At 47.3% G+C, this 26385-nt stretch carries 25 protein-coding genes; 6 read left to right on the top strand and 19 right to left on the bottom strand.

Features of this window, described 5'->3' with window-relative positions; translation table 11 throughout:
- Positions 1–292 precede the first annotated feature (292 nt).
- Positions 293–2140, top strand: a complete 1848-nt coding sequence (locus A9237_RS13955; protein ID WP_078608391.1) for an extracellular solute-binding protein — start codon at positions 293–295, stop codon at positions 2138–2140.
- A gap of 84 nt (positions 2141–2224) precedes the next feature.
- Here the strand turns inward: A9237_RS13955 and A9237_RS13960 are convergent, their stop codons facing one another.
- From A9237_RS13960 to A9237_RS13980, 5 genes are read right to left on the bottom strand one after another with little or no spacing between them, the layout of a single operon-like run.
- On the bottom strand, positions 2225–4285 hold the full coding sequence (locus A9237_RS13960; protein WP_078608392.1) for a heavy metal translocating P-type ATPase: 2061 nt from the start codon (positions 4283–4285) through the stop codon (positions 2225–2227).
- The gene (locus A9237_RS13965; RefSeq protein WP_020197178.1) at positions 4282–4596 is read right to left on the bottom strand and encodes a hypothetical protein; all 315 of its coding nucleotides are present in this window, start codon (positions 4594–4596) and stop codon (positions 4282–4284) included. The genes A9237_RS13960 and A9237_RS13965 overlap by 4 nt, the downstream gene beginning before the upstream one ends.
- Positions 4586–4891 (bottom strand): magnetosome protein MamC family protein, encoded by a 306-nt coding sequence (locus A9237_RS13970; RefSeq protein WP_078608393.1) that lies wholly within the window; start codon positions 4889–4891, stop codon positions 4586–4588. The genes A9237_RS13965 and A9237_RS13970 overlap by 11 nt, the downstream gene beginning before the upstream one ends.
- On the bottom strand, positions 4884–5651 hold the full coding sequence (locus A9237_RS13975; protein ID WP_078608394.1) for a YtxH domain-containing protein: 768 nt from the start codon (positions 5649–5651) through the stop codon (positions 4884–4886). Before A9237_RS13975 ends, A9237_RS13970 begins: the two co-directional genes overlap by 8 nt.
- The gene (locus A9237_RS13980) at positions 5648–5980 is read right to left on the bottom strand and encodes an HMA2 domain-containing protein (protein ID WP_078608395.1); all 333 of its coding nucleotides are present in this window, start codon (positions 5978–5980) and stop codon (positions 5648–5650) included. The genes A9237_RS13975 and A9237_RS13980 overlap by 4 nt, the downstream gene beginning before the upstream one ends.
- Before the next feature lie 140 nt (positions 5981–6120).
- Between A9237_RS13980 and A9237_RS13985 the strand changes: the two genes are divergently transcribed.
- Complete coding sequence (locus A9237_RS13985; RefSeq protein WP_020197182.1) at positions 6121–6483, top strand: HMA2 domain-containing protein; 363 nt, start codon at positions 6121–6123, stop codon at positions 6481–6483.
- Positions 6484–6565: 82 nt separating this feature from the next.
- Here A9237_RS13985 and A9237_RS13990 read toward each other — a convergent pair whose 3' ends face one another.
- From A9237_RS13990 to A9237_RS14005, 4 genes are all read right to left on the bottom strand, one after another.
- On the bottom strand, positions 6566–7018 hold the full coding sequence (locus tag A9237_RS13990; RefSeq protein ID WP_078608396.1) for a hypothetical protein: 453 nt from the start codon (positions 7016–7018) through the stop codon (positions 6566–6568).
- Between the two features lie 107 nt (positions 7019–7125).
- Positions 7126–7365 carry a hypothetical protein gene (locus A9237_RS13995; RefSeq protein WP_020197184.1) on the bottom strand — a complete coding sequence of 80 codons (240 nt, stop codon included), beginning with the start codon at positions 7363–7365 and terminating at the stop codon, positions 7126–7128.
- Positions 7366–7522: 157 nt separating this feature from the next.
- Positions 7523–8005: an SRPBCC domain-containing protein gene (locus A9237_RS14000; protein WP_005438955.1), complete on the bottom strand. Its 483-nt coding sequence runs from the start codon at positions 8003–8005 to the stop codon at positions 7523–7525.
- Positions 8006–8087: 82 nt separating this feature from the next.
- Entirely contained in the window at positions 8088–8867 is a 780-nt protein-coding gene (locus A9237_RS14005) for a hypothetical protein (protein WP_078608397.1), read from the bottom strand.
- Positions 8868–9307: 440 nt separating this feature from the next.
- Between A9237_RS14005 and A9237_RS14010 the strand changes: the two genes are divergently transcribed.
- Together A9237_RS14010 and A9237_RS14015 are read left to right on the top strand one after the other, a co-directional pair.
- Positions 9308–9694: a DUF4345 domain-containing protein gene (locus A9237_RS14010; protein WP_020197185.1), complete on the top strand. Its 387-nt coding sequence runs from the start codon at positions 9308–9310 to the stop codon at positions 9692–9694.
- Positions 9695–9703: 9 nt separating this feature from the next.
- Complete coding sequence (locus tag A9237_RS14015) at positions 9704–11206, top strand: arylsulfatase (RefSeq protein ID WP_078608398.1); 1503 nt, start codon at positions 9704–9706, stop codon at positions 11204–11206.
- Positions 11207–11324: 118 nt separating this feature from the next.
- On the opposite strand, the gene A9237_RS14020 is transcribed toward A9237_RS14015, so the two are convergent.
- From A9237_RS14020 to dsrO, 10 genes are all read right to left on the bottom strand, one after another.
- Positions 11325–11897, bottom strand: coding sequence for a TetR/AcrR family transcriptional regulator (locus A9237_RS14020; protein WP_078608399.1), 573 nt, complete (start codon positions 11895–11897; stop codon positions 11325–11327).
- 95 nt (positions 11898–11992) lie between these two features.
- Positions 11993–12562: a PqiC family protein gene (locus tag A9237_RS14025; protein ID WP_078608400.1), complete on the bottom strand. Its 570-nt coding sequence runs from the start codon at positions 12560–12562 to the stop codon at positions 11993–11995.
- A complete protein-coding gene (gene pqiB / locus A9237_RS14030) occupies positions 12562–14208 on the bottom strand; it encodes an intermembrane transport protein PqiB (protein WP_020197188.1) in 1647 nt (548 codons plus the stop codon). The genes A9237_RS14025 and pqiB overlap by 1 nt, the downstream gene beginning before the upstream one ends.
- Positions 14201–15532, bottom strand: a complete 1332-nt coding sequence (locus A9237_RS14035; protein WP_078608401.1) for a paraquat-inducible protein A — start codon at positions 15530–15532, stop codon at positions 14201–14203. Before A9237_RS14035 ends, pqiB begins: the two co-directional genes overlap by 8 nt.
- Before the next feature lie 133 nt (positions 15533–15665).
- A complete protein-coding gene (locus A9237_RS14040) occupies positions 15666–16670 on the bottom strand; it encodes a substrate-binding domain-containing protein (protein WP_009706997.1) in 1005 nt (334 codons plus the stop codon).
- 150 nt (positions 16671–16820) lie between these two features.
- Positions 16821–17882 carry a c-type cytochrome gene (locus tag A9237_RS14045; protein ID WP_078608402.1) on the bottom strand — a complete coding sequence of 354 codons (1062 nt, stop codon included), beginning with the start codon at positions 17880–17882 and terminating at the stop codon, positions 16821–16823.
- A complete protein-coding gene (locus tag A9237_RS14050; protein WP_078608403.1) occupies positions 17879–18502 on the bottom strand; it encodes a c-type cytochrome in 624 nt (207 codons plus the stop codon). The genes A9237_RS14045 and A9237_RS14050 overlap by 4 nt, the downstream gene beginning before the upstream one ends.
- A gap of 175 nt (positions 18503–18677) precedes the next feature.
- On the bottom strand, positions 18678–21770 hold the full coding sequence (locus tag A9237_RS14055; protein WP_078608404.1) for a tetrathionate reductase subunit A: 3093 nt from the start codon (positions 21768–21770) through the stop codon (positions 18678–18680).
- A gap of 17 nt (positions 21771–21787) precedes the next feature.
- Entirely contained in the window at positions 21788–22885 is a 1098-nt protein-coding gene (gene nrfD, locus A9237_RS14060; RefSeq protein ID WP_078608405.1) for an NrfD/PsrC family molybdoenzyme membrane anchor subunit, read from the bottom strand.
- Positions 22882–23649, bottom strand: a complete 768-nt coding sequence (dsrO, locus tag A9237_RS14065) for a sulfate reduction electron transfer complex DsrMKJOP subunit DsrO (RefSeq protein ID WP_009706991.1) — start codon at positions 23647–23649, stop codon at positions 22882–22884. The genes nrfD and dsrO overlap by 4 nt, the downstream gene beginning before the upstream one ends.
- 171 nt (positions 23650–23820) lie before the next feature.
- Between dsrO and A9237_RS14070 the strand changes: the two genes are divergently transcribed.
- Both A9237_RS14070 and A9237_RS14075 read left to right on the top strand, forming a co-directional pair.
- Positions 23821–25713, top strand: coding sequence for a sensor histidine kinase (locus tag A9237_RS14070; RefSeq protein ID WP_078608406.1), 1893 nt, complete (start codon positions 23821–23823; stop codon positions 25711–25713).
- On the top strand, positions 25706–26305 hold the full coding sequence (locus tag A9237_RS14075) for a response regulator transcription factor (protein WP_005438923.1): 600 nt from the start codon (positions 25706–25708) through the stop codon (positions 26303–26305). Before A9237_RS14070 ends, A9237_RS14075 begins: the two co-directional genes overlap by 8 nt.
- Positions 26306–26385: the final 80 nt, after the last annotated feature.

Genomic DNA, 26385 nt, shown 5'->3' on the forward strand with positions numbered 1-26385 from the left:
TGATCACACTTCTATAACATAAATCGCTGTGATAGTCGGAATGTGCAACCATGTGTTATGGATGGGTTGCGTTACAAATGTGTAACAAATACTATGGAGTGGATGCATTCACTGCGTTGTAAGGTCAGGATGACCTAGTGAAACTCTCTGATATTAATACGGAAGTGGACAGGACTTCACTTTGTATTCGCTCCCTTTATTTTCTTTGCTGTGTATCGCGCGCAGTCATTCTGAGGTTCACTTGTTGTCGCTTTTCCTGCCGCACTGCGCAAACACAACAAGGAAGAAAATAATGATAAAGACCCTGCCATTTTCGGCACTGGCAATGTTGGTTGCAGGAAGTTTTCAGCTAAACGCAGCTGAGTTACCTGCAGATATCGAATGGACTTCGAACAACAACGAACCGCTTTTTGCTTCAGAAGAAGCGGTCCGTGGTGGTACTTACCGTACCTCTATCCGTAGTTTCCCTCAAACGCTTCGCAGTGTTGGCCCTGATGCGAACTCAGGTCTTCGTCAGTACCTAATGGATGGCACACCGAAGCTGGCACAACGCCATCCAGACACAGGCAAATGGATTCCACAGCTTGCGAAAGCATGGGCATTTGGTGAAGACAACAAAACCGTTTACTTCCAATTAGATGAAACAGCGAAATGGTCGGATGGTGAAAAGATCACGGCGGACGACTACGTGTTCATGATGAAGTACTACACCTCAGAAGACATCATTGATCCGTGGTACAACGACTTCTTTAAAACGAGCATCTTAAGTGTCGAGAAAATTGATGATTACACTATCAAAGTAAATCTTGCTGTGGAACAGAGTCAAGATGCGTTGATGGTTCTGATCAATATGCCAAGTAACGGCTTCCAACCTCGTCCAGAGCACTTCTTCGAGGGTGAAAAAGACGCGAACAACGATGGTATGCCAGACAACTTCGTACGTAAGTTCAACTTTAAATCTGAGCCTACCGCTGCGCCTTACTACATTGATAAAGTGAAGAAAGGTAAGAGCGTGACATTCAAACACGTTGGTGAAGATTGGTGGGGCTACAACAACCGTTATTACAAAAACCGTTACAACGTAGACAAAGTACGCATCACAGTCATTCGTGATGAAGACATCGCAATGAAGCACTTTGAGAAGGGTAATTTAGATTACTTTGAGATGGTACTACCAAACTTCTGGCACGATAAAACAGACAGTGAAGTTTACAAGAAAGGGTATGTACAAAAATACTGGGGCTTTAACCAAGCTCCTCAAGGTGCAGGTGGTCTCTGGATGAATACCGCGATGCCGATGTTGGATAGTCTAGAAGTGCGTAAAGGTATCATGGCGGCGACTGATTACGACGGTATGATCGAAAACATTATGCGTGGTGACTACTCTCGTAAACCACATGGCCTTGGTTTTGGTCACGGTGAATATGACGACCCAAACAACAAGCCGCCGAAGTTTGATCCTGCAGAAGCGATTAAGCACTTCGAAAAAGCAGGCTTTGACAAGGTGGGCTCTGACGGTATCCGCGTAAACGACAAAGGTGAACGTCTAAGCTTTGCAATTACCTACGGTTACAACTCACACACACCGCGTATCGCTTACCTAAAAGAGCAAGCAAAACTTGCAGGCTTGGAGTTTACTCTGAATCTGGTTGATGGCTCTTCGGCGTTCAAATACATCCTTGAGAAGAAGCACCAATTGGCGTTCTTGAACATGGGTTCTGGTGAGATCCCTGCGTACTGGGAATACTTCCACTCAGATAACGCGAACAAGCCACAAACGAACGCGCACACCAACTACAGCAGTCCAGAGTTAGATAAACTGATTGAAGCGTATGACAATGAGTTTGAACAGCAAAAACGTTACGATTTGTCGCGTCAGATTCAAAAATACGTGGGTGATGCGAACGTGATCGTTCCTGGCTACATGGTACCTTACACGCGTGATGCGCACTGGCGTTGGGTTAAGATCCCGAAAAACGGTATGACAAAAAATACTGAACGAATTCTTCACCCAATGGACATTGCGAACTTCTGGATTGATAAATCAGTGAAAGAAGAAACTGAGAAAGCAATGAAGGCGGGTAAATCTTTCCCTGAAGTGACGGTTATCGACGACCGTTATAAGCTTTCAGCGAATTAGTTATTTAGTAGGTAGACAGTAAAAAGCCCCGATGCTTGATTGCGTCGGGGCTTTTTCTATCTAAGTGGACGATAAATACAGGGATTACCCATGTCTTAGCGCCGCAGAGCGACCGAGAATAGACAATGTCGTACCATTATGGAGCAGGGCACTCATGGCTGGGTTTAACCACCCTAGTGCGGCTGCAAGCATGATCCCGCTATTCACGTACTCAGCAATTTTAATATTGGAGTTGATCACATGCATGGCGATGTTAGCAAGTTCGCGCGCTTCTGCTAATCCATACAATTGGTCACGAAGTAGAACTACGTCGGCGACTTGACGGGCGAGTTCGGTTCCTCGGCCCATCGCAACACCAACATCTGCCGCGGTGAGTGCTGGAGCATCGTTAACACCATCACCGACAAACATAACAGTGCGACCTTCTGCTTGAAGCGCTTCGACAATGGTCGATTTCTCAGAAGGTACCGCTTCGGCAAAGATACGATCTAGCTTCAACTCATTACCAAGGATACTGGCTTTGAATTGGCTATCACCCGTAATCATGATCAGCTCTTTGACACCAAACTGGCGAAGGGCATTCAGGGTTTCTAGTGCATCCTCACGTAAGTGATCACGCAAGCCAATCATGCCAATTAAGACATTTTGATGAGAGATAAAAATAAGGTGGCGACCTTGCGCCTCGTATTTCTTAATTACATCTTCAAATGGCGTGAAGTCGACATCCTCATGCACTTCTAGGAAGTGACGGCTACCCATAACCAACTCGTGTTCGTTCATTGTGCTCTTGAGGCCGTGTGCAATCACGTACTCCACTTCACCATGCTCAATGTGCGGCAGTTGGTTGTGCTTGGCAGCGTTTACCACAGCCTGAGATAGCGGGTGGTTACTGTGCTCTTCTACCGAGGCAGCAATCGCTAGCAAGTCACGTGCAGAGTTCGAGTCGCAGAGGGGAATGACATCCGTTACCTGCATATCACCATGCGTGAGTGTCCCTGTTTTATCGAAAACACAAGTGTCGATTTTCACTAGCTTCTCAATTGCACTGCCGCCTTTAAACAAAATGCCTTGTTGCGCAGCACGGTACATGATGGACTTGAACGTTACTGGGGTACTCAGTTTCAAGGCACAGGAATAATCGACAAGAAACACCGATGCAACACGGTTGATGTCTTGAGTGAGTGCGAAGACAGCTGCACCAATCCCTAAAGTGATTTTTACACGACGATTCGCCATGTCTTGTGTGACTTGTTGAATTTCACTTTTTTCACTCAACGAGTCGTAAATCAACTTAGCAATTTTTGCGGTTGTTGCTTCACTTCCGACTTTATCAACACGAACTTGAATAGTGCCTTCATGGACACTCGTACCAGAGTAAACAACCGCGCTCTCTTCACGACGAACAGGCACGTTCTCACCAGTAAGAGACGATTGGTTGATTAACGCCGCGCCTTTTACAATGGTGCCGTCAACAGGAATCGATACGCCAGGAGCCAGTTCGATGATGTCATCAACATTCAGTTCCGTCGAATTGACTTGAGTGCGGTCTGACCCATCGACGCGCCAAACGATCGACTCTTGAGGGCGCATTAAATCAGCCAAGAGTTGGTCACTATTACGACTGGTTTTTTGCTCCATGTATTCCCCAAGGCTGATCAAGCTTTGCGTCATCATTGCGGTACGATAATCACCGCGCCAAGCTGAGAGACCAACGGCAATCGCATCCAAAACTTCAACCGAGATGTTTTTGTCTTTTAGGTCGCTCACACCTTCAAACAACGTTGGGGCGATTAAGGTAGCCGTTGAAAGTGCGCCCCATTTGTTTGGCAGCAAAGCAGCAGCGATAGTGCCAATCACATTCATTGCAATATCGCCGCGAGTAAACTTATGTTCCGTTTCTTCTTGCGTTGCGTCGTTTAAATCAAGCTGGTTTAAACGCTCTTCGACAGTTTTTGCTTGCAGCAATTGCGTGTCGTATTCCACCACAACAGAATGGGCAGACTCGTTCACTCGTACCGCACTAATGCCTTGGATCGCCATTAAACTGGTTTCAATCCAAGTACCCACATCTTTGTGATGTCTCAGTGCTGATGCTTTAAAGCGGATTCGACCGGGAAAGTGATGCTTTACCTGAATCGAGATCATTCTTCGCCTTTGTAAAGGTTACGGTAGTATTCCAGCTCTGCTTGGGTGTCTTCCAAACGCTCTTTTAGTTCTTCAACTTCGCCACGAACCGCAGACCACGCTTTTTCGCCAGTCGTAGCAACGCCTTGTTGGAACTTTTTATTGGTTAGGAGGTAAGCAACTGCAGCGCCTGCAGCCACACCCATAGCGAAATGGGTTTTGGAGTTTTGCTTTTTGTAAGGTTGTTCTGCAGGTTGTTGTTCAGCCGCTTGGTTTTGTTGTTGCGGATATCCGTAATAAGGGTAGCCGTAGTATGGGTTGTTATTGTTCATTTTTAGAGTCCGAAGCTTGATCCATAAGGTAAAGGCCTGCTGCACCGACGCTGAAAATCGTCAGCATGGAGAGTGCAGGGCGGCCCGCCATTTTTTCTGCCACATAAGTTGTCGCACCAGCGATAGCTGCGGTTTTTAGCGCGGATTTCGCTGCGTTAGTCGCCATTTCATTGGTGTCGATATTGCCAGCTTTGTGCTCTTTCCATTGGCTGGCAATCGTTGCACTACCGCCGGCTATCGCACCAACGAGCATAGCGCGATTGGCAGAACTGAGTTTATTGGCTGAATTACTCATGTTCTTTAATAACGGGTTGGCCATCTTCACCTTCGCTTTCTTCGCGAGGCGCTTTTTCTGCTACTTCTTTGATTGCAGGTTCTTCTTTGTGGCGCTCTACAGACTCTTGAAAGCCTTGCTTACCGGCAGCGTAAGTATCTTTGAAGATCTCGCTACCTGTTGAAACGTTCTCTTTGACTGCGCTTGCAGTATTCACAGCGCCTTCTTTTACGCTCGAACCACCAGATTTCAGCATATCGCCAGCACCTGATACTAAGCCCATTAGTTTGCCGCGCACATTTTCATTGCTAAGTAGAAGTGCTGCTGCAGCGCCTACCATAGCGCCTTTCCAAAACTCTTTATCGTTCATACCGAAAGTTCCTAATATCTCTTTAAACATGCCTGCTTCTTCACCTAGAGCGCCTTCTAGCATTGCTTGAGCCTGCTCGAATAATGGATCGCTCTCTGGTGTTTCAGGAGTCTGTGGTGGTTGTTGAGGTTGAGGTGGGTGTTGCATCATCCCCGGATGTGGCCAGTGTGGAGGCGGTGGCATCATTCCTGGGTGGAATTGTGCCCCCATGCCTGGTGGCATTTGGTGGGGATGACAAAATGCTGGATGTGGGAAATGTGGCATCATACCTATTTGATTAGGTATCATCATTGGCGGCATTTCACCGTTTTGCATGCTTGCCATGTAAGCATTCGCCATTTCCTTTTGCATTTCCATCATAGCCTTGAAGTAGGCTTCGTATGGATTTGCATTGTTCAATGAGTCACTCATGAACGTTCTCCATTTAAGTCCAATTGCTCAGCGATCGAATAGCATGCTTGCTCCGCAGCTTGTTCTGAATCCGAAAACAACGCGTCAATCGCCTTAGGGTTGACTGTCATTGGGTCGTATTCGATGACGATGCTTCCCGTCGCACTGTTCAATTTGTAGTTTTTGAACGCAGGAATAGAAGAAATAGCTTTCTCGATGTCGTCACTACGGAATTTGGCAAGGTGCGCTACGATGCCCAGCTTGTATTTGAGTCTTACTCTTCCCGGGATATGGTGGCCAATCGATACCCACTTTCTTAGTTTTAAGGCCTGGTCGACGTACTGTTTCATAAAAAAATTATACGGTAAGCAAAGTGCGATTCATTGGGAAAAACGATCATGTGACAAACTAATTACAAATGTTTTGCGCTTAATCAATTTCAGTGGTACTGTTGCAAACAGTAATAGTTATCATTTGGATTGGTGCTAGCATGAATACTTACATTCACAAGACAAATCAGCGACTTAGAGTTCGTTCTGACTACATTAAAGATCACCCTAATGAGGTTGCGGAACTGATTTGTCAGTTGGAAGAGATTGATGCCGTACACGAAATTAAGCACAAGCGATACGCAGGTTCAGTTGCCATCAGCTTTGATAGTGAAGAGCTTGATTGTGATAGCCTGATGGAAATTCTAGAAAGTCACCATTGGACGCAGAGTAGCGAAAAACCGTCTTTTGTTGAGAAAGCAATGGTGAGTGGAACGAAGAGTCTCGTGAAAGGATTAACAGGGGTCGCTTTAACCCGAATTGTTGGTCCATCTGTCAGCCGAGTGATCATGAACTTGGCATAAATGACTACGAAAAATGAATTGAAAAAAGCCCGACGTGATGTCGGGCTTTTTTGATCTAATCTGTGGGTTGTGGAGCGGTAATTTATGCGCTCAACCTAAACTTTTTAGCAGCACATTTACAAATGCCGTTAGAAAGAGCAGGGCATCGTTTGCAAGGTGGTGACTTTAAGGGTAAATGTCCCACTGATTTTACCGAAAATGCAGGTGCTGCATCATTGGCAGATTGCTTAGGTCGTGGCGTTGACGCTGTTTTAGCTGAAGTCGTGAAATCGACCACACCTCCAGCATCGTTAAACCAAGACAACAGCGGATTGAGTGGGGCGGCAAGTTCATAAGCCGCGCTCATTGCAGCTTGGTTTGCTATGCCTTTTAGCTCATTAACGAGTTCACTTTGTGATGAAGAAGTGCGGGATTGAGATGTGACAACACTACCTAATGCATTGTTCTTCAATGCACTAAGTTGTTTGTTTGAAGAAGAGGCGACTTTCTTAACCGCTTTCTTCTTCAATTTTTTGAGCGCTTTCTTCGCGTTCATTGCAAAACCTCATACGATAACTGCTGATAATTTAGCAGTAATGCGATTAAAAATAAATCTCATTTAAGGTTTGAAAGCGCAATTTTTTACTTTAGTTGGCTTTGTTCTTAAGCAACCAAGTAAGAAGCCTCTAGCAGGTAAGTTTTAGCATCGCCCAACAAAGCAAATTCTTTGTCGATAGCTTTAAAGCGTTCATCAATAGAGTCCGTCGCCACAATTTGGCTAAAGGCTTTTACCGAGAAAGTTTCGTTAGACTTAAAAAACTGATGCACGTTTTCCAATTGAACTTTGTGGATGTGCTCCACCTTGCTTAATGCGGTGGTTAGATCTGAAATGTTAATCGACATTGCTGCTCAAGCGCCTTATCTATTGACCATGGGGTCATATGATTGGGTTTTATAGTTTTCGCTAAGGGTATCTCATGCAATGTGTCTCAAATATGATTGAGATCAGGGAGGGAGCATTTATTGTACATATCCGTCGGTAGGCGGTGGGCATTGGTGCTTATTTGCCGCAGTGACCATGAGACTGACGACATAACTCTTCTAGCCATTTGAGATGGTATTTTCTCAACCTTTTTGGTGCGAAGTATTTGGTAAGCCAAGTCATGCCACCACGTTGCGTGCTTTCGGTGACAATACTGCAACCGGTTTTGGTTGGTTCCAACACCCACGCGTGATACATATCAACGCCGCCTTTTTTCCCTTTCCAAGCCAAGCGCTGATGCTGTGTGTATTCGACAACCGTACAATGGAAGTCTAGCCAAGAGGCTTTCCAACGAAACATGGTGTTTTTGCACAATGTGCTGTCACCACTTAGGATCTGCACCATGGTTTTTCCGTCTCGCCACGCAGGCCATTCATGAGCACGAACTAAGTGCTGCCAAACAACCTCGGGAGGCTCGGGGATTTCGATTTGGCTACGCACATGAATGTGGGAATGTTTGGGATGATAATAATCCGGCCAGATAACTTCCGATTTGTTCATCTAAGCAACACCTTATGACACTCGTTCTTATTAGCTTAGGAGAATCCGGTACGAAGTGCCGAAACACTTCGCCCTAAAGTGATTAAAAGTAAAAACCAAGACCGATTAAGAAACCGTGCGAGGCGGTATCGTATTCAAAGGTTCCTTCGTTTACGTAATCAACCCAAGTGGATTTGTAAGCGAGGTTAACGTCTGACCAATCATTAATGTGGTAACGCAAACCAAATTGGGTCGCATAGGTAAAGTTGGTGTCTTTACCTAAACCGGCATCTAAGCTGGCATGAAAGCGCCAATCTTTGGTTAGGTCATTGATCCATCGAACACCCATTAGAAAATCAACCCAGTCTTCTTTGATGTTGAGCCTATCCACCAGAATGCGGTTATCGTTGCGGTAAACCTTGCCCTTGATGTCGTTATCCCACCAACGTAAGCCAAACATGTAATCGATCATGCCGAAGGAGTAGGTTTCACGCTGAAATGCTTTTGCTTCGAGAACGCCCTGACGGATCTCCAAATCAGCACGATAACTGACATTAGGGAGAATACCTGACAGGTTATTTACGTCACCACTGAGGTCCATAAAACTGTAATCGATGTAGTAACCCCATTTGTTTTGATATACCCCTTCAAGTCTTGCCATAGCGCCAATATCGAGATGATCCATGATGAACTTTGGATCGACATCGAGACTGGAAGAGAAGTTACCCATGGTGGTATCACCATTGATATTTAAGGCGAGCATGTAGATCTCGACACTGTGTTGCCAGTTGCTTGATGGGGATTGCGTATCTTCTGCTATTGCGTTTGGCGCCACTGCAAGCGAGGAAATAAGGGCGATAGAAGGGAAGGTCATCTTAGCCATATCAACGTCCGTGTTTGTAATCGTTATTAAATGAATTGCACAAAATTAGCGTAGAGCATGGATTGCAGTAATTCAAAATCTCAGGTTTATGGATAACTTTCTTTTCAATTCAGCGTGATACCGATTCTCTATGATCGAGCTAAGATCTTTTTTGTAAATAACTCTAGACCGACCGGTTTGTATTGTGTATTCTTTGACCATCGAAGAGCGTGGTAACGCGTTCAACATTCAACGTCGATGGAATGACATTTGACGGAGAATCCCAGATGAAAATCGAAAACGTCCTGCTATCCGGTTTGTGTATTTTGGCGCCTTTATTGATGTTTGCTTAAAGACACGCTGGCTTAATCAAGCTTCATTTAAAAATGCATTAATTATGCAACTTGTTTAATTTGTTAATTTAACTACGCTGTATGTGAAACAGCGAATCAGGAGACGTCATGAAAATTCAAAGTATTTTTCTTCTCTTAGCTGCGGCAGGTCTTACCCCAATTGCACTTTCTTATGGTTTTTCACCAGTTGACTCGCTCTCATTTTTATTTGGGATTGATGCATCCTCGGTGAACGTTAGCCACATTTTCCGAGCGGTCATGGGATTGTATTTAGCGCTCGCTATGTTTTGGGTAATGGGGGCGATGAGCACCAAATATCGTCTACCTGCACTGTATAGCTTGGTCATTTTTATGTGGGGCTTAGCGATGGGAAGGCTCTTGAGTTTGCTAGTAGACGGAATGCCGCATTGGTTGTTAGTCGTGTATCTATTTTTGGAGTTCGGCTTTGGCTTGGTGGGGCTGAAGATGATCAGAAAAGAAGAGCAAACAGCATAAGGAAAATCTATGAAAGGGATACTTCGTCGTATAGCGCTAGGATTGGCTTCATTGATGTCCTTCGCTGCAACTGCAGCGCAGGACCAACCCAATATCTTCGTGATATTTACTGATGATATTGGTGTATCTAACGTCAGCGCTTATCACCGTGGGTTGATGAGCAGCCAGACGCCAAACATCGATAGCATTGCTGAAAAAGGCATGTTACTTACCGATTATTACGCCCAGCCATCTTGTACTGCTGGGCGTTCTGCTTTTTTAACTGGGCAATTACCGGTAAGAACAGGCATGCACACTGTCGGCCTACCAGGTGGTCCTGTTGGGCTTAACCAAAATACGCCAACTCTACCTGAGTTACTTAAAGAGCTTGGCTACGTCACGGGGCAGTTTGGTAAAAACCATTTAGGTGACCGCGATGAGTTTCTTCCAACTATGCACGGCTTTGACGAGTATTGGGGCTGGCTTTACCACCTAAACGCAATGGAATACACCGAAGATCCTGATTGGCCGAAGGATGAAGCTTTCCAAAAGTTTGCGCCACGTAATGTCATTCATGCGAAAGCCGATGGAAAAGGTGGTCAGTCGATTAAAGATGATGGCGCTCTCACCATTGAGCGAATGCGTACTCTTGATGATGAGGTCAACAAGCATGCGATCGATTTTATTGAGCGTGCGGTGAAGGCCGAAAAACCTTTCTTTACTTGGTACTGCCCATCACGAGGCCATGTATGGACGCATCTCTCTCCGAAATATGAGGCGATGCTTGGTACTAACGGGTGGGGATTGCAAGAGGTCGTAATGAAAGACCTCGATGATCACGTTGGAGAAATGCTTGCGAAGCTTGAAGAGCTCGGCGTTGCTGACAACACCATAGTGATCTTCACCGCCGATAATGGGCCTGAGATCATGACATGGCCAGACGGTGGTATGACGCCATTCCATGGTGAGAAAGGAACAACATGGGAGGGTGGGGTTAGAGCGCCTTTCTTGATCAGTTGGCCTGAAAAAATCCCAGCAAATAAAATCAGCAACGGTATGTTTGATGGGATGGATCTACTGCCGACGTTGGTTGAAGCTGCTGGTGGTCCTGCTGATTTAAAACAGCAAATGCTGAAAGGTTACAAAGGCCACAAAGCACACCTTGATGGCTACAACCAAATGGAGATGCTAACCAACAACGGCAAATCTAATCGCAATGAAATCTTTTACTACGAGCGCGATAAACTGCAAGCCGTTCGTGTGGGGGACTGGAAAGCGCATTTTGTGGTACAAAACCATGGTTGGAGTGGTCCGAAAGAAGAGTTGAATGCGCCACTGTTATTCAACCTACGCCAAGATCCTTATGAGCGAGCGGAAGAAGAGTCCGGTATGTACTTAAAATGGATGGGGCAGAAAATGTGGGCCTTTGGTCCTGCCCAAGCCGCTGTTCAACAGCATTTGGAAACCTTCAAGAAGTGGCCTCCAGTGACGCCAGAAACACCTGCAGAAACCGTCGGTGGGGTCGGGAACTAGCATTACCTATCTAATAAACATAAAGCCAGCGAAATGCTGGCTTTGTTGTCTTTATCTTGATGGTTTCTCTCGATATATGTGCTGCGCTGTGTTTTACCGAGTATGTGAGAGGTTCTGCTTACTCGTTTAGCAGCTTGACGGTGGTTTGCATCGCATCATCTAAAATTGCGCGATCTTTTTGCATTGCCGCAAGCAAGGTATAACCCAACCACAAGCTAAACAGTGTTTTTGCTGTTTGTTCCGGTGCAGACAAACTAAGCGTGCCTTCTTGATTGCTGCGCTCAAAGAAAGCCGTCATTTTCTCAATCATTTTCTTAGTGCCAACAGCCATTTCACTTTGCATTTCAGTGTCGTGACCAGAAACTTCACCAGCGAGTTTGACTACCAAGCATTGAATACGAAAGTCTTCGGTCAACTTAACGACGCACCAATCATCAAAGTAAGCTTGCACGCGTTCGCTTGGCGCTTTGGACTCGTCACTCAAAAAGCGTTCGAGACGCTCAAGGTGCGTTTCAAAGTAGTCGTGCAGCAAAATCGCACCAAAGTGTTCTTTTGATTTGAAGTAGTGATAAAACGACCCTTTAGTACCTTCTGCTTCGTTAATGATCTTCATTAAGCCCACACCAGCAAAGCCGTGTTCATTGATCAAATGCAATCCGGCATCGAGCAACGCTTGTCGCATGTCTTTCATTCTTTATCACTCACTAAAAGGGCAGGTTTACAGTGTATCGGGAAAACAAGGGGAGAAAAAGTCGCCCACTCAGAGAACTGAATGGGCGAGGAGTGTTATAGCTGAGCGGCGATTTGATCTGTCAGATTGTTCAAACCTACCGATAGTGCATCGACAAGCGCATCGTAGCCTTCATCTTGTAAAGGCATGCTGATTTTGACCGGTGCGCTGGTCTTCACTTTGCCGCTAGCATCAACAAGGAGCCATTCACCTTCGATTTCAGCGTTGCCTTCATAACTGCCGTTGAACTTACTTAACGACAATTGAAGCTTGCTCTCATCACTCTGGTCGAGCAGGTTATTTACTTCTACCGGCCAGTATTGGCTTTGCTTGCTACGCAGTTCGTCGATTACACGTGTCGTGATTTGCTCAGAGATACTGTGCGCCCACTGATTATGCTTCGCTTGGATGATCTGAGTCTCTGAAGCGCGATACACAATGCCACTGTCGGCAAGGTAGCTTGCCAATTCAACTGGGCGAACCACAAGTAGTGGGCGTTGTGCAATCATGGTATCGCTTACTTTGGCTGAGCTTGCTTCCGGTAAGACATACAAAGCGCCTGTGTCTTCAGGAGCGCTACTACAACCTGCCAGTAGGGCAGAAATCAATAAAAGTCCGCGTTTCATTATTTTTGCCCTCTCGCTGGAATTGGATCGCTTACTTCATCTTCACCAAACACCAATGAGTTTGGTTTTTCATTCAATTGTTTCAACACTGGTTTGAACTCAGTCATTACTTTTTCAAGCTCTTTCAGTGTTGATTCCATTTCGCTGTACATGGTGGAGTTTGGACCGTAGCCATCCAACGTTCTTTGAAGTTGCTCTAGGCTCTTGCGAATATCCGCAGGAATCGCTTTGGTGTCGTCTTGGTTGAGGAGACGATCCACACTGCTTGCAACACGCTCTGCCGAAGCCAGCGTCTTTTCTGAGTTCTTCAGTGTTCTGTTAAGTGAGTTCAACGTGTCTTCCATTGGTAAGCTATTTAGCTTGGTTAGGAAGTCATTCACTTGGCGCTGAACCTGAGCAAAGCCACCTTGTTTGGTCGGGAACACGTCAAAGTCTTCGAATTTGCTCGGCACGTACGGGTCTTCATCTGGGTAGAAGTCGGTGTCGATGTACAGCGCGCCCGTTAGTAAGTTACCGGTTTTCAGTGTACCGCGAAGCCCTTTAGCAAACTCTTCTGTCAGCTTTTCTTTGAACAGCGGCAATTTGTCTGCGGGTAGGTTGTTGTACACGCGACCCAATTCGATACGTACTAGGACCGGAATCTTCTTCGCAGAGAAATCTTCTTCCGGCGTTGGCATACGCATTGGCACTTTCATTACCGTACCGATACGAAGGCCACGATATTCCACGGGTGCTTTGCGTTTTAGACCACGTACCGATTCTTCAAACATCATTACGAATTGAATGTAGTCATCGTACATGCCTTCGCGCACTTGTTTCACATCATCGAACAGACGGAAGTGTGTCATGTCTTCTTTGATTTCATCGCCATCGCCAATACCAGAAATAGTGTCAAAGGTGACCCCGCCAGTAATCATACTTTCTAGTGAGCCAAATTTCACTTCAAAGCCTTCTGCATTGAGCTGTAAATCGACACCAGAGCTTAACCAGAAATGGGTTTTGGTACGTACTAGGCTGTCGTATGGTTTGAAGATAAACAATTGGTATAAAGCGCGGCGAGTGTCGACATCGAAGCTCGTCGTTTCAACTCGACCTACCGTAAAGCCTTTGTAGATCACGGGATCACCAACCCCAAGTTTGCCCGCTTCTTTGTGAGTCAGAACAATGCGCAAACCTTCTGCATCTGGAGAGGCCACTGGTGGCACATCAAGCACATCAAAGCGTTCTTTCTCAACCTGAGAGTTACCCGGTTGAAGCTGGATGTACGCACCGGACAACAAGGTTTCTAGACCAGAGACACCTTCACGGCCGATGCGCGGTTTTACAACCCAGAACATAGAGTCTTCACGCAGCATGCGTTTGGCATCTTTGTTCATTTGCGCTGTTGCAATGATGTGGTCGTAGTCTTCGCTAAGCTTGACGTCGGTGATCACCCCAACTTTCACGTTCAGTGCTTTAATCTCGGTTTTGCCGACTTCAATGCCTTCTGCAGTTGGTAGCTTCAGCGTGATCTCTGGACCGGTACTGTTGATGTATTGGAACAACATCCACGCTCCCATCGCTAACGCAAGGATCGGGATGATCCAAATCGCAGAGACCTGCTTTTGCGGTTTTATTTGAGCGGTTGTCTTGTTCTCATCACTCATATTTGGCTTTCTCAGTTAAGTTATTAGTCATTGGCTCCTGCGCTTCGTTTTGCGGCTTTTGCCACAACAAACGCGAGTCAAAAATCATTGCAGAGAGCATGGTGAAAATTACCACCGCAGCGAAGGAGAGTGCTGCAGGGCCAGGATAGATCGCCATTAAGTTTTGCAATTGCACCAGTGCAACCAAAATTGCGACCACAAAAATATCAATCATTGACCAACGGCCGATGAACTCAGTGATTCGGTAGATTTTTAAACGTGAAATACTTTCTTCCGGCGGTAAGTACTGGGCTTTTTGGGCGTTGTAATACAGCCATGCAAGTGCGAGCATTTTAGCCATCGGAATAAACACACTCGCAAAGAAGATGACCGCAGCAATCGGATAGGAGCCTAACTTCCACAGAAGAATCACACCTTCCATAATCGTCGATCCCTCTGAGTGACCAAGGCTCACGGTGTACATCATTGGATAAAGGTTGGCGGGAATGTAGAAAATGATCGAGGCAAACAAGAGCGCCCACGCTTTCTGGATATTATCTTGCGGGTTGTACTTATGAACCGGGCTGCCACAACGGATACATTTCTGATGCTTTTTGTCTTCAATAGGGTTGAGCTGATGGCAGGTGTGGCAACCAATGTGGTTTTCATTGTGATGCGTATCACCTTCTTTCACATTCGGCAGCTCAATTGCAGGAATGAAGTGTCCCCACAGCCAACTCTTATCGACCATCGAAATGCACTTCACAACCAAGATGGTGTAAACACAGAATGCCCAGAATGAACTGCCCATGCCAATCTCAGCCAGTGAGGCGATCTTAATTAAACTTACCAAAACGCCAATTAAGAACACATCGACCATAAGCCAAGGTTCGACTCGGAATAAGATGCGACACAGCGATTTTGCCATGCGAGTTTGTTTCTTCCCTAACGGGTGCTTGAGTGATTTTAGCGCTTCAAGGTGAAGAAAGAGGATCAAGCCTACATAAATGGCCGGAAGCACCAACACCGTTGCTAGCAGCAATGCACCTAATAGGGCGTTATGAAACTCAGCCAGCATTTTAGCGGCATGCATCAAGGTGATCTCTTGGGAAAGGCCTTGAACACTGAATGACATGAATGGGAAGGAGACACTTAAAACCAAGGTGATCAGGCAAGCCACCGACACAGCAATAACGCTTTGATACGGTTTCGCATTGACTTTGGTTAACGCATGCTCACAGCGAGGACACTGGGCTTTTTGACCTTGTTCGATGTCCGGGACACGAACGACCAAGCCACACTCCTCACAGGAGATCAATTGACGTGAATTAGGTTGAGTGCTCATTCAGTTATTATTTCGTACTTTTAATAACTAAGAATAACCCTTTTTATCGATATGCGCTTGTTTTTGCGGGAATGTTTTACAAGCTTCTTACCTGTTTAAAAGAAAAAACCAGCCACACAGGCTGGTTTGAGCTTTATTTGATGCTGCCAACGGAAGAGCGTCTGACCAGAATTGGCATGAACAATTTGTGTTCCGTACGTTCTGTTTCTTCGTTATTGACCAACTGAAGTGAGAGTTTCACCGCCTCGTTTGCCATGACTTGAATTGGGTAGCGAATGGTCGTGAGGCGAGGGTAAATGTAGCGCGCGATATGACCATCATCGAATCCAATCACTGACATGTCTTCAGGAATACGGATGCCATTTTCCTGTAGCAAGGTCATACAGCCTGCAGCCATGTAGTCATTGTAGGTGGCAACAGCGGTGATGGGCGTGTTCTTCGCCATCAAGTTCACCATAGCTTGCTCGCCGCCGGTTTCATCTGGCTCGCCGTATTCGATGTATTCCTCGCGAATCTTGATGCCGTTATCTCTCAGAGCATCAAGATAACCGTCGCGACGATCTCTTGCGTCTTCTATATCATGGCCTGAGCAGATATAGCCGATGTGTTCGTGTCCATTGCGAATCAAATGCTCAGTGGCAATGTAAGAGCCTTTGCGGTTATCCAAAGCAATACAGCGTGAAGCGATGTCTGGCACGATACGGTTGATCAGCACCATTCCTGGAATTTCATTTGCAAGCGTGGTTAACTCGGCATCTGTCATGCCTTTGCTGTGCACGACCAAAGATTCACAGCGGCTGTTGATCAGCAAGTTGATCGCGTTGCGCTCTTTCACGGCATCATGATAGCCGCTACCAATCAGGAGCTGTTTCTCTTGTTCACTGGCTATGGTGTCGATGGCTTTGACCATGGTGCCAAAAAAGGGCGCAGAAACATCGTTCACCAATACCCCGATCGCGTTGGACGATTTACTGACCAGTGCGCGCGCATTGGCATTCGGCCGATAGCCTAGTTTCTTCATTGCTTCTTTGACGGCGACAATCGCGGATTCACTGGTGTGTGGGGCGTCATTGATGACGCGAGATGCGGTTGCAATGGATACGCCAGCTTCTTTTGCGACGTCTTTGATGGTAGCCATAGGGAACTCAGGATCTGAAATTTGCTTCATTTAACAATGCACAGCGGATGAACTCAAACACCCAATTGAGAATAGTGGCGGTGTATCAAGGTTTTAAAACAAAAAAGCGTGCTCAGGTGAACACGCTTTTAGTCGAATTGAAGTTACGCCTTAATCAACCGTCGTTGGTGGGAAGGCTTTGCTGCCTAACACATGACCATTCACTTCTTTGCCGTAGTATCCTTGGTGGTTGTGGTACTTCGCTGCGTTCGCTTGTAAATCACCTTTGTGGCGAGGGTCTTGTGGTCGTTCGTGGCTGTTGATGTAAGCCGCGACATCCCATGCATCTTGCTTACTCAATTGGACGCTTTTGCCTAAAGGCATGTTCTCGTAGATGAAGTAAGCCGCGGTGTTGATGCGGTGCATGCCCGCTCCCCAGTTGTAAGCGTATTCGCCCCACAAAGGTGGAATGTAAGAGCGGCCGTTTTTATCGTGAATACCTTGACCACTTTCTCCATGACAGGCCGCGCAGTTGTCGACGTAAACTTGCGCGCCACGCTCTGGTGAAGGCTCAAGCTCAGGATTATCTATTTTTGGGTAGCCACGGCCTGCTAGGTTGCCACGTTTCTCCGCAGGTAAGGCGTTAGCGATTTTTTCCGGCAACGGAAAGTCTTCTGCTTTACCGCCCGTTAATAATTGTTCAGTGCTGATGGCAGGAACTGGCTCACCTTGCATACCGTATTGATCCAACAAGCCTCCCATTGCTAACCAGTAGGCATAAGCGCTGAGCGCCTCTAATTCCTTTGAGTCTTTTGCTGGTGGCTTACCGTTCATCGAATAGGTGAAACAGCCTTGAATGCGGTCGGCGTAACTGTTTACTTTGTCGTTCTTTTTGCGATAAGCAGGGTAGGCCATATAAGCAGCCCATAGAGGCGCGGCGTTGGCTTTACGTCCGGCTTCCATATGGCAATTCACACAGTTTTGTTCGTTACCCACATAACGCCCACGCATTTGCTGTGAGTTCACAAACAGTGAGTAGCCGTATTTTACTTTCTGACCAAATTCGTCGTTTTCGATGGTGCTTAAATCACGAGGTTTAAGGTACTGTGTGTCAGCGTGCTTTTGTACCGCTGGCAATTCGGTTTGGCGATCTGGCAGTTCATGGTTTGCTGCATCACTCGCGTGTGCAAGGGTTGAGATGCTTGCAAGCAGCAGGGAATAAATCAGTTTCATTTCGACTCCTCATAACGCAAAGAAGCGAAGTAGTAAGACAGGTTTTCGATTTCTTTATCGGTGAGCTTTTTCGCAATGCTGCCCATCATATTGAGCGGGTCACCGCTACGAGTGCCGTTCTTCCAAGCATGAAGTTGGTTTTGTAAGTAATCGGCTTGTTGGCTCGCAAGACGGGGAAATTTATCTACGCCCATACCACTTGCGCCGTGGCAAGTTGAACAAGCGGGAATGTTTCTATCCCAGTCTCCTTGATAAACCAATTTTCGATAAGGATTACTGATATCCGCTTGATCACCGCGCTGCTCAAGGTCGGTAAATTCCCAAGTCGGCAATTGAGCAAAATATTGCAGAACTTCTGCACGAAGTGCTGGGTCGCTAAGCTCATCGGCCATGCCTTTCATGATGACATTGTGGCGCTTGTCGTTCGAGAAGAGCTCGAGCTGACTTTCCATATAGTCGGCATTCAGTCCGGCAAGCATAGGTGCGATACCTGCTTGGCCTTTACCGTCGACACCATGGCATCCGGTACAGATCTCACCGTGTTCGGGGAGTGGGGCAGAATAAGCTGCGAAAGAGGCGGCACTCAGGCAAAGCGCAGCCAAAGATAAGTTACGAAACATGCTGACTCACATTTGATTATTATTTGAGCGCATTATTGTGAGTATTGTTATTAGTTGTGGCTATTGTGGAAATCCACATAAATCCTGTGGAGAGGCATTGCGGCTTGCTGTAGAAATAAAAAAGGCTTCCACCCTAAAAGGGAAGAAGCCTAACAAATGAATGGTGGCTGAATCGCTACGCTTTGCGAATCTTCGCAGGCAGAGATTGACGAGCCGCAGCACCAACCACCCAATCCAGCATCACACCTTTACCTTCACGAGTAGGGTCAATTAAACCTATGTCGTTGATATTGACGCCATCATGGCCGCGGGTCTTGACTGGTTGTTGTTTATCACCAATCCAGTGCGCACGCTGACCTAACTCTGTGTGGCCAAAGCCATGTTCAAAACCGAGCGTTCCTTGGCGAATACCAGACATGACCATTGCAAGTGCTGTGGTGCTCGCACCCGGTGTTTCAATCACGAAATGATCGCCAGTTTGAATACCAGCCGCAGCGGCATCCGTTGGATGGATGTAAACAGGGTTAACGCCTTTAATCGAGTTCAAGCGTGGTGACAAATTGGATACCGCGCTGTGAATGTTCGATTTAAAGTTGGTCAGGTTGAATGGCCACTCGGCTTTCGGGTACTGAGTCTCAAGTGGTGTGCCATCTGCGAGCTTTTGTGGATGCCAAGTCGGACAGCCACTGTAGAACTCGCCTGTCATGGTGTTTCTTGCACTGCCAACACGCTCGTTCCAAATCGCAACAGGACGTGTCCACTTGTACTTCATTTGCTTACCTTTGTAGGCTTCTGTGGCGTTTTCAAAACGACCACCGCGAGCAAAAATGTACGCCACGCGCTTCATCTCATCTGGTGTTAGCGCTTTTTGCATGCTTGGCAGTAGGCGCTCAAGGCCAGACCAAGCAATGTCTTCTGCACTCACTTCCGGAACGCCACCTTTCACGTAGGCAAGATTGGCTGCTGAGCGAAGATAGAAGTCTTCAGCAGAGTGAATACCGTGTAAACGACCTTGCGTGTCTTTGATGGCGTTGTCACCAAAGCCACCCAGTTGCATCTTTTTGGCGATATCAATCAGGAAGTTCTCCAGACAAATACTGCGACCATCGGCGGTTTTTTCTGTGCGCGCTTCCACGATTGGCCAGCGAGCCGTCACTGCTTTTACTGGAACATCATGCCAAGGTGATGCCATGCCCCAGCTTTCGTAAGTGACAGTATCTGGCACGATGTAGTCCGATAGTGCAGTGGTCTCGTTGATGAAGGCATCGACAGAAACAATCAAACCAAGCTGCTTTGGATCTTTTAGCTTGTCTTCAAGCAGCGTTTTTAAACCCGGCACACCATAGATTGGGTTCGCCATATGGTTGATCCACGCTTTCACTCGGTATGGATAACCATCGATCGCTGCCGAGAGATGCTCAGTAAGTAAAGGCGCTGCAAACGGATACCAAGGTGCACGAGTCGGGTAAGGGGATTCTCCCGCCTCCACGCGACGTTTGTATTCGCTGGTTTTTTGGTAAGGGAATTTGCTGCGCGAAAGGAACACGCCTTTTGGTCCCACTTTGCCTTCAAATTGAGTGAAGTCGTAGCGAGGGCCTGCCGCAGATGTCGGATAACCACCCGCTTTCGCCATTGCGCCGCCTTTCATGTTGATGTTACCAATCAGAGCATTAAGCATCATGATGGTGAAGGCGTTGTAGAAGCCGTTGGTGTGCATGTTGCCGCCGTGAGTATCAACCACCGCTTTAGTGCCATGACTGGTAAAGCGTTTTGCTAGCGCGATGATTTGATCCACGGGGATCTCACATTGTTCGCTGTAGAAGCCCAGATCGTATTTAAACGCCTCTTCTTTCAAACGTTGCAATGATGACTTAACGCGAACGATACCAGATGCCAGCTCTACATCTTGGTCGACAAACAACGATGCTTCACCCGCCTGCTTGTGTACACTCAATTCGCCGCTTTGCGCATCGACAATCACGTATGGATCTGTCTCTGATAGTGCTTCCCCTTCAAATGGCATACCCATTTCAGATGCACGCAAGAAGTGCCCGTGACGTGGGTGAGATTCATCGCTGATCACAAGGTGAGTGGCATTACACCAATGTGCCGTGCCCGCTCTTTGCATCGCCGTTGCTCCTGGCTGCGCAAGGAAGGTTTTGTTGTAGCGTTCGTTGGCGATAATCCACTGAATCATGCCAAGAACCAAGGCAGAATCGGTGCCTGGTTTGATAGGCATCCAATGGTTGTTATCACCCGCAGCAAGGCTGGATGAACCTGCTGGCAAGCTCGGCGTGATAATGGTGTATTCCAGTTTGCCTTCGGTGCGCGCTTTGGCTAGCTGACGAGCCTGACGTTTGAACGGGTTCCCCGCTTGTGCTGGTGACATGCCAATGAAAATAACGTATTCGGCATTATCGAAGTCCGGCTTTAAGTGGGCGTTCTTATCCAAATCATTCATAAACGCGCCGCTGCCAGCACGAAAAGCGTAGCCACAATAAGAACCATGATGACCGAAGTTACGCGTACCAAAGCTATTAAAAGCAAAACGTTTGAAGATGTCGTCACGGCCTTCGTTACCGGCGTTGGTCATCAACAGTTGGTTGGCTTTCGGGCCGTATTCTGGGTTTTGCGGATCAACGGGCGCCGTGAGGTCACGAATGTCTTTCAAACCATCAACATGACCTTCGCCAAACAGATCGCCACCGTTGACGACTTCGTCCACCAATTGCTCGTAGCTGATTGGTTCCCATTTGCCTTCACCACGTTTGCCCACACGCTTCAGTGGTTGGGTTATACGATAGGGGCTATTACGAATTTCCATCATGCCGTTACCGCGAGCACACGCTGTGGAACGGCCCTCTAAACCGTTTTCACCCGCCAAGCTCAAGTAAGCGTCTTTTACAGGCGTCTCAAATGGAATGTGCTGCTGATGTGATAAAGGATGGTATGGGTTGCCCGAAATGCGCAGGATCTCGTCGTTACGATTGTCGATACGAACGCGCAAGCCACATAAGCTCCAACAACCAAAACACATTGATGGCGCAACACGCTGATTTGGATTCGGGATTAAGTTGCCCTTGTCGTTCACCTTGTATTCGGGCTCCAGTGAGTTGCCGTGGTGAATATCACGGGTTTTCTCACCCGCAGTGCCGTGAATAGCACCTTCTACCATGTGTTTTGTGGTGGTTGCGTAGCCCGCAGCAAAGGCTCCAAGCCCGCCCACTGCAAGGCCAGATTTCAAAAACTGACGGCGTTTGTTATCCATAATGAAATCCTCTTAGATCAGTGTTGAGTTAGGGTTGAAGATGTAGATTCACGCTTTGGTTGAATCAGTTCGGAACCAAGTAATGCCAGCGCAATCCACAGTCCAAACATGCCGATGATGCCGAGCAGACCATTACTGCCAATTGGCAAGCCATATGGATATGGGCCAACATCAAACTTAGCGATGGTTTGTACTTCCATCATGGTGATCCAACGAACCGTCCATGCTGTGGTCAGTGCCATCCCAGACATGAATAACACTCGAATGAAGTGACGATTGGTATCACGCAGTGTAAACAGAGCAAGCAGCACGCTACCCAGCAGCAAAGACGTTAGTAATGCGATGTGCTGTACCCATAATGGAGAAGCGTAAAGGGATGAACTGGCATTGTTAGAAGCCCAGATAGGAATCAACAAAAGCGATAATGCGCCACTAATTGCGGTAGTCTGGCGCAGTAAACGAGTATCTCCGAAGGTCAGACGGTCCGACTTCGATGGAATCAAAAGCCAAATAAGTAGGGTAAAGCCGACCGCGCCAATAAACGCAGTCACAAACCAAAGCACAGGTGATGCAGGTTGATGCCACAACGAACGAGATTTCACGATCGCAATCTCTGCGCCAGTGTATAGCGCGATGGTGAGGCCAGATAAGACCGTCACAATCGACGCTGCCATCATCAGCTTACGGTTGGTTTTCCAACGACCTAGCGAGAGCTTCGCAAGTAGCGGAAATACCTTACCCGGTTGGTTTTCAAGGTTGATCAAATCATTACGCAGATATAGCCATGCCGTTGCCACTGCCAAGCCGGAGAACAGAGGTAAGAACAACGAACCTAATGACATCCAAGACCATGGCGTTAGGTGTGCGTAGAAATGCCACGCGCGTCCCGGCTGGTGGAGATCGCCTGTTAACGCGAGCGGGCCAACGATTGCGCCAATCGCCAGAGTCAGCACCAAGGCGGCGCGCAGACGATGGCTAGTGTGAGATTCAAACAACAGCGCGATTAAGAACAAAATAGCCGCCGCATAAGCTGAGCCGATGTAGAAGAAATATTGCACTGCCCACGGAAGCCAAGCGATGGCCTGAGGCTGTACGAGCACTTCGGTTATGTTCATGCTTTTTCTCCTTGTGGATCGTAAATCGCAGGCTGACCTTCAATGTGTTGAGTGAAGCGTTCATTCATGCCGATGTAGAACACGTGAGGTTTGGTGTCTTCGTTTGGTTTAAGCACCTTGATGTCGTCTTGGTGCTCTGTCATCAGGCGGCGAACTTCGCTGTTCGGATCGTTGATGTCACCAATCACGCGAGCACCACCGACGCACGTTTCCACACAAGCCGGCAGCAAACCTTCTTCAAGGCGATGTGCGCAGAAAGTACATTTGTCCGCAGTTAGGGTCTCTTCGTTAATGAAGCGCGCATCGTAAGGGCAGGCTTGAACACAGTAAGCGCACGCCACGCAGCGACTGTTATCGACCATCACGATGCCGTCTTCTCGTTGGAAGGTGGCTTGCACCGGACAAACAGCCACACACGGCGGGTTATCACAGTGGTTACACAAGCGCGGCAGCATGAAAGATTTCACTTCTTCCGTTGCGGTTGAGCCATCATCGAGGGTGACTTCGTATTGTTTTACTGTGGTTCGGAACTGGCCAATAGGGGCTTGGTTCTCGATGCTGCAACCGACGGTACACGCCTGACAGCCAACGCATTTACGCAAATCGACAACCATGGCGTAGCGTTTACCGACTTGGCCTTTTCGGTCGGGTTCATTGTTGTTTCTGATCACTGTGCCTGCTGTGGCTGTGCCAATTCCGGCGATCGGAATCAGCGCAGCGCCTGCGGTAACGGCACTGAGAAAACGGCGTTTGGTGGAATCCATAACTCACCTGCTAAGATTGATTAGAGTTTGTTTTCATTGTCAGAATTGCAGCCGTTTGCCGATATAGTGGATTTCCACATACCGAGAGCAAAGTTGATCTAAAACAAATGTGGATTCCGCTATGTTGCTGTTATTCTGATGCTCCCAATACCGAGGATTAAGAAACAATTCATGCTGAAAAAATCGCTAAACTTCATTCGCTTATGGATTGTTTTTATCAGTCTTATGCTCGGCTGCCTCACGATTTCTTTTGCTCATGCAGCACCAACGCAGACATTAGATTCCAGCGCTTTCTTTAAACCGCAAGTCGATGTGGGGGTGCTAGCCATACGTGGCCATTTATATGCGGAGCAGCGTTGGCAACCGACGATTTACTGGCTCAATCAACAGATCCCTGAAGTCCGGTTTGTTCTCCATCCGCTAGATCTCGATGGCATGACCAAAGCAGTCGAAAACCAAAGCATGGACTTCATTCTCACTAACCCCGGACAAGCAGTGCGCTTGGGGCGTCAGTACGCGCTGTCTTGGATAGCGACGTTGACCAGCCAAGCGCCAGAAAACTCCAATTACGGCATTGGGTCGGCGTTGGTGGTGCGTTCTGATTCGCCTTATTCCACACTCAATGATGTGTCCGGTTTGCCGATTGCAGCGGTGTCAGAGAAAGCCTTTGGTGGTTACCTCACATTGCGTTATCAAGTGATAGAGAAAGGGTTAGATCCGAATGACTTCTTCTCGGACGTGCGCTTTTTGGGTTTCCCAATTGATGCCAACCTCTACCAACTGCGTGATCACAATGTGGAAGCCGCGGTGGTTCCAGCTTGTTTGGTTGAGCAAATGGAAGGCGAAGGACTATTGGAAGAGGGGCAACTGCGGGTTTTAAGTCCGCTTAAACTTCCTCAAACCGAGTGTGCAGTGTCGACGCCCCTGTATCCAAATTGGTCCTTTGCGAAAACGGAGCGTGGATCGTCCCAATTAGCCAAGAAGATCAGTCGAGCTTTACTTGCGATGCCTGCCGATAATCCCGCTGCGATTGCAGCTAAAGCATCCGGTTGGACATCACCAGTCAGCTTGTTGTCGATAGATAAACTCTACCAAGCGATGGACTTGCACCCACTGCAGCAACCTTGGTGGAAAGAGGCGCTACGCTGGCTGCGTTTCCATCAAGAATGGGCGTGGGCGTTATTTCTGTTTGTGATTGTGTTGAACATTTACCACTTCTGGCTGGAGTATCGTTTCAGCAAGAGTAAACAAGCGCTAGAGAAAACCTTACTGCGTTTAAAAGAGAAGAGCGAAATGCTAGAGCACTCACAACGAGTGGCCATTGTGGGCGAATTAGGCAGCAGTCTTGCGCACGAGATAAACCAACCTTTAGCGGCGATCCGAAACTACAGCGAAGGTGGTTTGTTACGATTAGCTAAGAAGCGTCCTCATGAAGATATCGTGCCAGTATTAGAAAAGATCCAGACCCAAGTAGAACGTGCCGATGCGATCGTTTGTCGATTGCGAACCTTAATTAAAAAGCGCAGTGTCGACATGGCGGCATGCGATGTGGAGCAACTGATCTCTGATACGGTTGAGCTGCTGAATTTCCGCTTGCAGAAGCAAGGCATTGAAGTGGTTCGCAGCACCGAAGGACAACCTCAACTGGTCGAAGCTGATGCCGTAGGTCTGCAGCAAGTGTTGGTGAACGTGATGAACAACTCGATAGATGCTTGTGTGATGTACGCAGAAAATCACCCTAATAATTATCAAGGCAAAATTGCGCTTCACACGGATTATCAAGCCCAAAGTATGTCGATTCGAGTGTTGGATAACGGTACGGGCTTGGAGCATGAGAACCCAACCGCCGCCTTTGTGAGTACAAAACAGGAAGGATTAGGGCTGGGCTTGGCGATCTGTCGTGATGTGATGGAGATGCATGGTGGTGAATTCGTTATCCGATCTACTCAGCCACACGGTTGTTTGGTGGTATTAACCTTGCCGTACCAAACCATGAAAACCGCCAATACAAAACGCAACGACGAAGAACAAACAAAAAGAAACACAGGAGAAGTGAATGAGTGATAAGCAACTGCCCGTATTTGTGGTCGACGATGATGAGTCGGTGCGAGATTCGTTGGCGTTTATGCTCGAAGAACATGACTTCTCTGTGACGACGTTTGCCGATGGACAGGCATTTCTTGATGGCGTGGATATCCATCAAGCAGGTTGTGTAATTCTGGATAGCCGAATGCCCAATTTGCGTGGCCAACAAGTGCATCAAATTCTCAATGAAGCCAAAAGTCCATTGGCAGTGATTTACTTAACCGGACATGGCGATGTGCCAATGGCGGTGGATGCGCTGCAAGCTGGCGCGGTGAATTTTTTCCAAAAGCCAGTAAAAGGGGATGAGCTGGCACAAGCGATTTTGAAAGGCCAAGTTCAATCTGCAGCGAATCTGGATATCGCGGGAGCGAAAGCGGCGTATGAATCGCTGACGCCAAGAGAGAAAGACATTCTGCGTTTGATCATCGCGGGTAAGCGCAATATTCGCATTGCCGATGAGTTGTGTATTGCGATGCGAACAGTGGAAGTACATCGCGCAAGTCTGTTGAAAAAGTTCTCGGCGAAAACCGTGGCAGAGCTGGCTTACATCTACGGAAAACTGGCTCAATAAGACAGGCATAAAACTTTTGCACAAATAAAAAATCCCCAAGCCGAAACTTGGGGATTAAGCCACACTGACGTGTTTTTTTG

Source organism: Vibrio owensii (assembly GCF_002021755.1).
GTDB classification, from domain to species: domain Bacteria; phylum Pseudomonadota; class Gammaproteobacteria; order Enterobacterales; family Vibrionaceae; genus Vibrio; species Vibrio owensii.